Annotated in this window: 13 protein-coding genes; 7 read left to right on the forward strand and 6 right to left on the reverse strand. The window is 44.8% G+C overall.

Annotated elements, in window-relative coordinates; translation table 11 throughout:
* On the reverse strand, positions 1 to 1,042 hold a 1,042-nt coding region (locus IH879_13235), incomplete at its 3' end, for a TIR domain-containing protein (protein ID MCH7675899.1).
* A 171-nt stretch (positions 1,043 to 1,213) separates the two neighbouring features.
* Here IH879_13235 and IH879_13240 point away from each other — a divergent pair.
* Positions 1,214 to 2,026, forward strand: a complete 813-nt coding sequence (locus IH879_13240) for an isoprenylcysteine carboxylmethyltransferase family protein (protein ID MCH7675900.1) — start codon at positions 1,214 to 1,216, stop codon at positions 2,024 to 2,026.
* A 61-nt stretch (positions 2,027 to 2,087) separates the two neighbouring features.
* A complete protein-coding gene (locus IH879_13245) occupies positions 2,088 to 2,522 on the forward strand; it encodes a TlpA family protein disulfide reductase (GenBank protein MCH7675901.1) in 435 nt (144 codons plus the stop codon).
* Positions 2,523 to 2,655: 133 nt separating this feature from the next.
* Here the strand turns inward: IH879_13245 and IH879_13250 are convergent, their stop codons facing one another.
* The 5 genes from IH879_13250 to IH879_13270 all read right to left on the reverse strand — a co-directional run bounded on the left by IH879_13250 (position 2,656) and on the right by IH879_13270 (position 5,977).
* Positions 2,656 to 3,399 carry an ABC transporter permease gene (locus IH879_13250; GenBank protein ID MCH7675902.1) on the reverse strand — a complete coding sequence of 248 codons (744 nt, stop codon included), beginning with the start codon at positions 3,397 to 3,399 and terminating at the stop codon, positions 2,656 to 2,658.
* Between the two features lie 51 nt (positions 3,400 to 3,450).
* Positions 3,451 to 4,368, reverse strand: a complete 918-nt coding sequence (locus IH879_13255; GenBank protein ID MCH7675903.1) for an ABC transporter ATP-binding protein — start codon at positions 4,366 to 4,368, stop codon at positions 3,451 to 3,453.
* A gap of 96 nt (positions 4,369 to 4,464) precedes the next feature.
* Positions 4,465 to 5,247: a hypothetical protein gene (locus tag IH879_13260; GenBank protein MCH7675904.1), complete on the reverse strand. Its 783-nt coding sequence runs from the start codon at positions 5,245 to 5,247 to the stop codon at positions 4,465 to 4,467.
* Between the two features lie 221 nt (positions 5,248 to 5,468).
* Positions 5,469 to 5,732 (reverse strand): hypothetical protein, encoded by a 264-nt coding sequence (locus IH879_13265; GenBank protein MCH7675905.1) that lies wholly within the window; start codon positions 5,730 to 5,732, stop codon positions 5,469 to 5,471.
* Positions 5,729 to 5,977: a hypothetical protein gene (locus tag IH879_13270; protein ID MCH7675906.1), complete on the reverse strand. Its 249-nt coding sequence runs from the start codon at positions 5,975 to 5,977 to the stop codon at positions 5,729 to 5,731. Before IH879_13270 ends, IH879_13265 begins: the two co-directional genes overlap by 4 nt.
* A gap of 275 nt (positions 5,978 to 6,252) precedes the next feature.
* Between IH879_13270 and IH879_13275 the strand changes: the two genes are divergently transcribed.
* The 5 genes from IH879_13275 to IH879_13295 all read left to right on the forward strand — a co-directional run.
* Positions 6,253 to 7,620: a hypothetical protein gene (locus IH879_13275; protein ID MCH7675907.1), complete on the forward strand. Its 1,368-nt coding sequence runs from the start codon at positions 6,253 to 6,255 to the stop codon at positions 7,618 to 7,620.
* A 19-nt stretch (positions 7,621 to 7,639) separates the two neighbouring features.
* Positions 7,640 to 8,020 (forward strand): hypothetical protein, encoded by a 381-nt coding sequence (locus tag IH879_13280; GenBank protein ID MCH7675908.1) that lies wholly within the window; start codon positions 7,640 to 7,642, stop codon positions 8,018 to 8,020.
* 113 nt (positions 8,021 to 8,133) lie between these two features.
* Entirely contained in the window at positions 8,134 to 8,637 is a 504-nt protein-coding gene (locus IH879_13285; GenBank protein MCH7675909.1) for a hypothetical protein, read from the forward strand.
* A gap of 103 nt (positions 8,638 to 8,740) precedes the next feature.
* A complete protein-coding gene (locus IH879_13290) occupies positions 8,741 to 9,148 on the forward strand; it encodes a hypothetical protein (protein ID MCH7675910.1) in 408 nt (135 codons plus the stop codon).
* Positions 9,149 to 9,222: 74 nt separating this feature from the next.
* Positions 9,223 to 9,875 (forward strand): hypothetical protein (locus IH879_13295; GenBank protein ID MCH7675911.1); only part of this gene is annotated, 653 nt, incomplete at its 3' end.

Genomic DNA, 9,875 nt, shown 5'->3' on the forward strand with positions numbered 1-9,875 from the left:
CCAGGGCTTCCGCAAATTTCGCTTTGGCTTTGCGGTATTGGTTTTGGAAGAATAGAGCATCCCCTTCCTGCAGCAGGTTTACATAAAGCGAGTCGTTGCTAACGTCTCCGGCGAGGGGTCCTTTTTTGAGTAGGTCTGTCTCAAAAACCATGTAAGTGACCACGATGAGGCTGAGCAGAAAGCCAGAACCGATCCAGATCGCTCCTCGCTGCTGCAAGATTTTTTTTAGCAGCGGAGTGGGTGGTTTGATTTGCGGCGGTTTTCTTGGCGGTTTCTTAACATGGAGCAATTCTTGCTCAGCAGCGGTTGACAGAGCCCCCACATCTTTGTAGTCAGCTTTTATTTTTTGTATCTTCTGAAAGAATTCAAGTGCTTTTTGAAATCGTCTCGCATCCAGGTGTTCCTTGCCTTTGGAATAGAGGTCGGCCAATTCCTTTTCCTCAGCGAGGAGCTTCATTTGCTCTTGAACCTGCTCGAAGCCAGCTTTGGCCTTAGAATGATTTGGCTGAAGCTCCAAAACAGCTTGAAGTTTTTCTTTTGCGGCTGACCAATCTTTATTGGCCGTTGCTGCCTCCGCCTCCCGGTACAAACTGTTTATGCTATCTTCTTTTTCCTTTTTTGCATCCCTCTTATCTTTCTCTTGCGGGGCTGTTTCTTGCGGAACTCTCACACTTTCAATCAAGTCTTGGATTCCGTGATCGTAATCAACCGTAAAATCCACATGCTGCAGCCGGCGCAAACGAAAATGGATGTTGCACTTCTGGAAAAGTATGGGAATGATGACCTTTTTTTCCTCTATGGCGTAGGCCACTTCATCCATCACATTCTTGGATTTCTCTGAGGCCTCGGAGAGGACCACCAGGAAGCTAATACAAGCGGTTAGCGCCTTTTGAACCTCCATGTCCCAGGAGTCGCCGGCTTTGATTTCAAAATCTGCCAACCAGATGTTCACACCTTGTGACAGCAAATCGTGCGCCAGCTTGACAGCAAAGTCTTTATCTTTGCGGGCGTAGCTTATGAAAATGAGGTTTTCGGAAGCCATTTTGGAAAGGTATAATAAATAACTTTAGTAAAATCTAAGCAAAGTTTGAAAATTAATCAAATAAAAACTCTGATCTTACTCCGCGAATCTCATACTTCCAACCTTATAATCTCCTCTACCGACTTTATAAGTCCGGTACACAACTTTTATAAATTCACCAAAAGAGGTGCCGTGACCGGAGGAATTTATAACGTCATTCGTCATCCACAGTATGTGGCGCTGGCAATTATGGGATTGGGCCTGCTCATGGTCTGGCCGCGATTCACCGTGCTGATTATGTTTGTGTCCATGCTTTTTGTCTATTATTGGCTGGCGAGCAAAGAAGAGCAGGAGTGCGAGGAAAAATTTGGCGAGAGCTACTTAGCTTACAAAGCCGAAACTTCCATGTTTATCCCGGGAAAGTTCTCATTCAAATTTCCTGTCTTTCCAGAAGCCGGGGTTAAAAGATTTGCTTTTGGTTTAGGATTCTACTTGATGGTTCTAAGTGTTTCGGTCGGCGCCGCTTTTGGGTTGCGGGCTTATTCGATTTCCAGGCTCGCCGTTCACTATTCTGAAAACTCGGCGACAATTTCAACAGATTTTTTGAGCGAGAAAGAGGTGAGGACGATTTTAGAAATTGCGCTTGCTGATCCAGGAGTTCAGGGGCGTCTTCATGAAGCTGCGAATGGCAGGGTTGACACTTATTTGAACTATATCGTTCCAGCCGAATGGTACCTGCCCGATGTGCCGCTGGAGAAAATTCCCGAGGGCTTTCACGGGCATCACCAACCGGAGGACTATGATCGGAATCTCTATAAAGTTTTAATCACCAAAGCAAAACTAACCACCGCTAGAGTCGTCAGCGGTTCTGATATTATTAAAAAAACTTTCGGCAGAGAGCCGCTGCTGGTTGCCAGAGTAGACAAAGCCAAAGGTGAAGATATCGGGATAGAGACGCCTCCGCCGCATGTTAGATGGGGCGATATTCCAACGCCATTGTTTTAGTGGACTTGGAAACCTTGCAGGTTTTCAAAACCTGCAAGGTTTAGCGAAAGGAGAAATCTAAATGAAAAAACGTACAATTATTTTCCTCGGAGTTTTTTTAGTCGTCGCCGCAATGTGGTTTTCTCGAAAAATAATTTACCGGGTCGTGGTTACAACTCACTTGAATGAAAAATTGGCTGAATTTGAACTGCAAGATTTAGACGGCAATTTAATTCTCTCGGCTGATTATAAAGGCAAAGTTCTTGTGCTTGATTTCTGGACAACCTGGTGTGGGGTGTGTCTAAAAGCTTTTCCTGATTTTCAGGAAGTCTATGAGAAATTTAAGGACCACCCTGATGTGGCTTTTCTCGCACTAAACATGGGGAGAAAGGATCCAATTGAGCAGGTCCGGGCGTTTATTGGCACAAATAGCTATTCTTTCCCGGTGGCTTATGATGAAGGTTCAAGAATCTCCGATGGCTTGAGATTAACCATTTGCCGACTTTATTGGTCATAGATAAATCAGGCCGCATTCGAATCCGGCATATCGGGTATTCGAAAGCAATGGAAGATTATGCCACCCGGATTAACGAATATATTGAGGAATTTGTTGGAGAAGATAGACCTTCGACTTAACTATTTACTAAAACTTATTCCCAGCGAAAAGTCCTGGCCGATATTGCCACACCAAAAATTAGCATTCCGGAAAGAACAGCCACCTCTTTTAAATGCTCAGCCCAGCCGTTTCCGATCCACAACCCGCGCAAAAGGTTGACCACATGTGTCAAGGGCAGGAATTGAGCATAATTCTGAATTGTTTCGGGCATGACTTCACGCGGGATCGCAGCACCGGAAAGAAAAAGCATGGGGTAAAAAAGCATCATGGCGACAACCTGGGCACTTCTTGCAGTCGGCAGGAGTCCGGAGAGGATGAACCCGAGAGAGAAAAAACTCATGCTGCTGAGAACGAAAGCTAAGAAAACATTTAAAGGATTGCCGTCAAATTTTAAATTGTAAACGATCTTGGCTGCAATGATCAACAAGGCCATTCCTAATGCAGTCATCAAAAAAATTACCGAAACCTGTGCGGTTAAAATCGTCTGCGGATAAAGCGGTGTGGCTTTCAGACGTCTCAAAATACCCTTTTCCCGATAAGTTGCTATAGAGATCGTAAGCCCCAGCAGCCCACTCGTTGCGATAATCATGGCTGTGTAAGCCGGAACGGACATATCCACCGAGCCGTAGCCGCCAAAAAATGCCGAGGGCTTGTTGCCATAAATACTGCCAAATAAAAACAACATCATCAGCGGAAAAACCAAAGTAAAAAAAGCAGCCATGGGCTCGCGCAAGAACAATTTCATTTCGGTCAATGATAGTTTTAGAATTCCACGCATTTTGTTTCTCCAATTCGTAATTCGTAATTCGTAATTTCTAATTTCTAATTTCTAATTCCTCATTTCCTTTCCTGTCAATGCCAAAAAAACATCTTCCAAAGTTGGCTGTTCGGTTCGCAAGTCTCGAAATGGACAGCCATTTTTGGACAAAGCGTTGACCACATCCACAATCAGTTTTTCATCCCAACCATAAATCTCACAACGGTCGCCAGACTGTTCAACGCGGGTTACGCTGGCCAATTCGTTCAGCTTCTCAGCTTTAAATTCGCCATTGATTGTGAACACAACCCGATTTTCCGCACCCAAATTGCGAATCAAATTCGCCGGCGTGTCCAGGGCCACAATTCGTCCCTGGTCAACGATGGCTACCCGGTCGCAAAGCCGTTCTGCTTCTTCCATGAAGTGAGTCGTCAACACAACGGTTTTGCCTTGTTCCCGAATATCCCGTACCATGTCCCACATATTTCGACGCGCCTGCGGATCCAAGCCGGTGGTGAGCTCGTCGAAGAAGACCAATTCAGGATTATTAACCAGCGCCAACGCGATAAACAAACGCTGCTTTTGTCCGCCAGAGAGTTTGTTGAAGGCGGCATTTCTTTTCTCTGCCAGATTCATCTTTTCGAGTAGTATTTGCCAATCCACAGGGTGTGAATAGAAGGAAGCGAACAAATCCAGGGCTTCCCAAACTTTTAAGTGATCTTGAAGCGCGGTTTCCTGCAGCTGCACGCCAATACGTTGGCGTAACGAATATCCTTCCTCCTGTGGGTCCAACCCCAGGATTCTTAGTTCACCCTTATCGGGCTTTCTTAGCCCTTCAACGCATTCAACGGTGGTGGTTTTCCCGGCGCCATTTGGGCCCACCATTCCGAAGATTTCACCTTCAAAAACTTCAAAGGAGATTTCTTCTACCGCAACCACCGATCCGTAGGTTTTTCGCAGGTTTTTGACTTCAATTACTTTTTTGTTCATTTTTTATCTAGCCTAGCGCGGGCGAAGCACTGTCAAAAATGACGCCGAAGAGCCTGCCCCTGACTCGTTCAGGGGCAAACGACCTAATGACGCTATTTACTTCTCAGCCATTTTTTGTTTTAATTGAGCCTGAGATGATTTGGCAAAGCTGCTCTCCGGACTTAGTTTTAAAGCGGCTTCCAAATTCTTTTTAGCTAAATCAAATTCTCCGGCGGCGGTGTGAAAGCGGCCCAGCCAGGTCAGGGATTGGTCGTGACCCCAGTCCGGCAGCCTTTTGTCTTGCAAATTTTCTTTTTCGAAAAGCGCGGCAGCGCGGGTCATTTCCGTCATCGCTTTGGTTTTACTGCCGCCAAATTGTTCAGGCGTATAGTAAGCAGAAATAGCGGAAAACATCGCCACCCGGGGATTGTTTTTACCGTATTCCAGCGCATCACTTATGGCGGTCATGGATTCCATTCCCAGGGTCATTCCCAATGCAGGATCAGTACCAATCTTCTGACCAAGCAAAGAGGAGAGCAACCCGTGCGCATCTGCAAATTTTTCATTTTTTTCCAGGGAGGCATAAATATGCTCGATGCCGTCATCAAGGTATTTCAATGACATTTCTTTATTGCTTTGCGCTTGATAATAGACCGCCAGGCGATAATCTGCGTAGCCGATGTAATAGTGAGTTAGCCACTGCATTTCTTCGTTTTGCAGCAATCTCTCGAAATGTGATCGAGCGTCCATCAGCGTTTTCTCATCGAATTTTTGCGTGCCTTTTTCAATGAGTTTTTTGCCTTTGATTATTGCGGTGTCAAAATCGTCTGCAGGGGCCGCAATTAATAAAGCGTTCAGGATTAAACCAATTAGAGTAATCAGGGCCAATCGTTTTTGCATGGTAAACCTCCTTAAAAAGTTATAGTAATACCAGTGAAGTCATGCACTTTTGTGCAAAGAATTTCTCCAGGAAAATATTGATTATCTAAATGTATCAAAAGCTCTCAGCAGTCAGCTATCAGCTTCGAAAAACTAAAAGCTGACCGCTGAAAGCTGATAGCTTGAAAGATGTTTGAACTCCTCGTTCCATGCAGAGCACTGGCACGAGATGGAATAAAAATTTACCTGAAAGTAAACGTCACCCCAAAATAAACAAACCCTGAAAAATTTGTCGTTCTGGAAGAGATGTCTGCTGCGGCTCCCGGGGTGGTCAAAATTTCCAAACGTTTTAAGGTTACCCCTTTTTCGTCTCCGGAGCTAAAAGAGCTTGCCGTTATGGTCGCTTCGGGCATAGCAATGGCTTTTTCTCTGAGAATAAATTTAATTGACTCAAGGCCCGGTTTGTCAAGATTAATTTTCTTTGAACTTTTCTCAAAACCGATCATAGAGGCAATAAGAACCTGCGGCCCGTTTTTTTTGTGAGAATCTCAAAATATCCCCTTGAGTCACTGACACCGCCGTCATAACTGTTTTGCAAGAAGACGTTCACGTAAGACAGAGGAGCGCTTTTCGTATCTTGAACCACACCTCGAATGCTTTTGACTTCGGCAGTCTGGGCGATCACAAACGAGGGTTTTAATAAGAATAAACTAATTAAAAAGAGTGAAATGTTGAATTCAATTTTCGGCATGTGCTGAATATACCGAGTTTTTAAAAAAGAGTTAACCGAAATTCGGTGAAATGCGGCGGTTGTCCGGTGAACGGTCGGATTAAGCAGATGAAGGTTCGTCGTACTTTACACAAATACATAAAATTTGAGATAATTACCTGGCAATTTAAGTCTTATGATTCAGGATGGCTCCGGAAACCCAGTAGGTAAAAATTAAGTTTTGAAAACATTGCGTTTTATATATTTTTATTTAGATTGTCTGTTTACAATTAGTCTTTTTATTAAGGAGGGAAACAATGAGAATTTTGATCGTGGCCACCATGGTGTATCTGGTAGTATTTGCGTGTGCTCCGACGCAGCCGCCTAAACCGGATCCGGGAGACGATTTGGTTGAAAAAGGAAGGCGGCTTTTCTTTGAAGAAACGTTTGCCGGCAATGGCAGAACTTGCGGGAGTTGTCATCCGGCTGAGAATAATTTGACCATCGATCCCGCGTTTATCGCCACCCTCCCGGATGATGATCCGCTTTTCGTCGCTGAATTCAATCCGGAGTTAAAGGAGAATTTTGAAAACCCACGTTTGATGCGCGAGTTCGGGTTGATTGTTGAGAACCAGGATGGGTTTGATGATTTGGCAAACAATTTCAACATGCGTGGTGTTCCACACACGCTTGGACTTCGCACAAGTATTGACAGCCGCGACGGCTTTCACACCGGTTGGTCCGGAGATGGCGCGCCGGGTGATGGTTCGCTGCGTTCGTTTGCTACTGGCGCAGTCATTCAGCACTTCACAAAAACGCTGAATCGTATTCCAGGCGCCGATTTCAGATTCCCCACTGACGAGGAACTGGATGCGATGGAAGCGTTTCAACTCTCTCTTGGCCGGCAAGAAGAAATCGTCCTGCCGCTTCCTCTTAAAGGAATCCTTGCGTCACGCGGTCAGGAAATCTTTAACGATGCGACTTCGGGTAAGTGTTTCGTGTGCCACGTTAACGCCGGGGCCAATGCCAATCCTGCTATCTTCGGCGAGGGCGCTGGAAATTTGAATTTTAACACCGGTGTTGAAGAGCTTCCGGAACAGCCGGCAGATGGTATCGGTGAGAAAAATCCCCCTGACGATGGCTTTGGGACCGCTGGCAATGGCGAGTTCAATACACCTTCTGTTATTGAGGCTGCAGATACCGGTCCTTTTTTCCATAATAATTCAGTTTCGACCCTTGAAGGGGCAGTGGCTTTTTACAACAGCGGTGCCTTTAACAATTCGCCGGCAGGCCAGCTATTAGCGGGTGCAACTGGCAGCGGCATTGATCTGGAAGTGACTCAAGTGGAGGCGGTTGCTGCGTTCTTGAGGGTCATCAATACCTTAGATAATATTCGCCAAAGTATCGACCACCTTGAGACAAGCAAAAAGTTGACTTATTCAAGCGGTCAAACATCCGAGGATTTGCTTAAACTGGCAGGCCATGAGACCGACGACAGTATTATGGTTCTTGAGGGCGGACGACTGCATCCGATTGCGGTCTCTTATCTCGAAGAGGCGAAAAGATTGACGGATGAAGCCATAACACACAAGGCAGGGCCAACTCGTTTAATAAATGAGGCGATAAGCAACCAGAAAATGGCTCGAGATCAAATGGTTGAACAATCAACTACTTCAAAGAAGTAATTTTAGGAGGTTTGCGATCATGAAGCATTTAATAGCTTTTGTCGTAACGCTTGTTTTAGTATTCGGTATTTCCGATACGTATGCGCAAAAAACAACAGAGATTTTTATTCCAGTCGGGCAATCACCCGGCGTTTCCAGTAAGTATAGCGTCATTGCTAAAATCGATCAGGTCAAAGCGCAGGGACAGTCCCTGGTGATAGCTGATTCATCGGGAAGCTATACCGTGAAAATTACAGAGGGCACAAAGATCTGGTTGGACAAGAGCAAGCTTAAATTAACCAATCAGCAAGGGGCTTTTTCAGATTTCCAGAAGGGTCTATTAATTGAAGTAAAGTACAAAGAGAGCGAACTTAAAAATACGGTTACCGCAGAATGGATCAAGGTCCAGCTCACTAAGTAGTGTCTTTATTCTGTTATTTTGCGTGTTCGGGACAAATTCTGGCTGAAAGAAGTGCCCACCAAGTTGACAAATCATTCGTTGGTGCTGATATTCACAATTGAGGAGGGATTGATATGTACACTATGACACCAATTCGAATTGTTGCGGTGCTGCTATTTTACGCGGCGCTTTTTGTTATCATCCGTACTTATAAGAATAGAATCGAACCTGCAGAGAGAAAAACCTTTTTTACAATTGCCGGGGCATGGGCAGTGTCGGTTTTTATTAGCAACTACTTGCTTTATCTTGCCGGATTAATGAGCTTCTTACCCTGGCTGAACAACTTTATGCATACCTTTGTTTGGATTGGGGTTTGCCTTACTTTTCTTTATCTGGGAATCCGTGAGCATCACTCTATGATTGTCCAATTCATCTTTTTCGCTACTTTCAGTTTGATCGTGAAATATGCAGAACAACTACTCTTTGGCACCTGGGAGCATAGCCACTTTTTCCACATCTTTCAAGGCAACACCGCATACGTTCTCGGCTGGTCGTTGGCGGATGGTCTGTACCCGGTATTAACCTTGTTCGGATTGCGACTATCGGCTCGTTGGATACCGGGGCTTAAAGCCCTATAATCTATCAACGGCGACTTCGGTGTAAAACGGCCGAAGTACAGGAATTTTTTCAGCAAGTAGAAATGACTATATCATTAAATCTTTAAAAGGAGAACATAGAAGGATGAACTCTAAACGTAAGACCCTAATAAATATTATATTATTAGGCTTTGTAGGATTGGATTTAGTTTATGCCATCATCTGTTTTTTCTTTCCTGAAATCTGGTACAAGCTTATTCATGGGGCTGATTACGTTGACCCGCAAGGACTTCTTCAGCGTACCGCCTCTATTTGGGTGGCCTTTGCCGTGTTTCAATTCATAGCTTTTCTAATGTGGAAAAAGCACCATTATTGGCTGGCCATTGTTGCGGGACTCCGTTTCAGTGAATTTTTTGCCGACTGGACATATCTCTATTTTGCGCAGGATATTTCCTGGTCCGGACGCTTAGGGTTGTTAATATCTACGCCAGCTAATATTATTATTAGTTTGTTTTTGTTGATTAGCTTTTTAAAGATGAATAAGGATACATAAACTCAAATTGGCTAAGCCATTGTTGCTCAGAGTTAATGAAGTTATATGAAAGCAACAATTAAGGAGGGCAGACAATGAGTAAACCAGAAAAATCCCCTGGCAGTGTGAATCAGAACCAAAAAGCAAAGTTGGGTGAATGGAAGGTTTTACCTTACGATTCACAAATTGAAGCCGTGCATATGGCGTTGCTTCCCACAGGCAAAGTGCTTTACTTCTCCGGGTTTAGGCAGCTGGAAGATGCGAAGACAGAGACTCGTCTTTGGAATCCTGAAACGGGAAATATTAAGGCGCCCCAGACGCCAGAAGATATTTTTTGTGCGGGTCACTCCTTCCTGCCAGATGGCAGATTACTGTCAGCGGGAGGAACATTGGAATCCCGTACTGGGTTCAATCTTCCCGGTTGGTTGATCCGTCTATTGAGACCAATAATTCAGATATTTGCTCCCATCCTTTATCGCTTTACTGGCAATCCTGTTTTACAGACGGGTCACACCATACTCTATATATTTAATCATAAAACTGAGAGTTGGGAATCTGCCGGTAATATGCCAGAAGGTCGTTGGTATCCAACCAATACCACGCTTCCTGATGGTCGAATCTTAATTCTGTCCGGTAGAGATAGCGGTGGGGGTGTCGGAAGCAAAGAAGAGGTGAAGATTAACCGGCGTGTCGGTGTTTACGACGTCGAGACAGGGGTGAAACAAGTAGCAACCATTCCTGAAATGGA

It is taken from the genome of candidate division KSB1 bacterium (assembly GCA_022562085.1).
In the GTDB taxonomy this organism is placed as follows: domain Bacteria; phylum Zhuqueibacterota; class Zhuqueibacteria; order Oceanimicrobiales; family Oceanimicrobiaceae; genus Oceanimicrobium.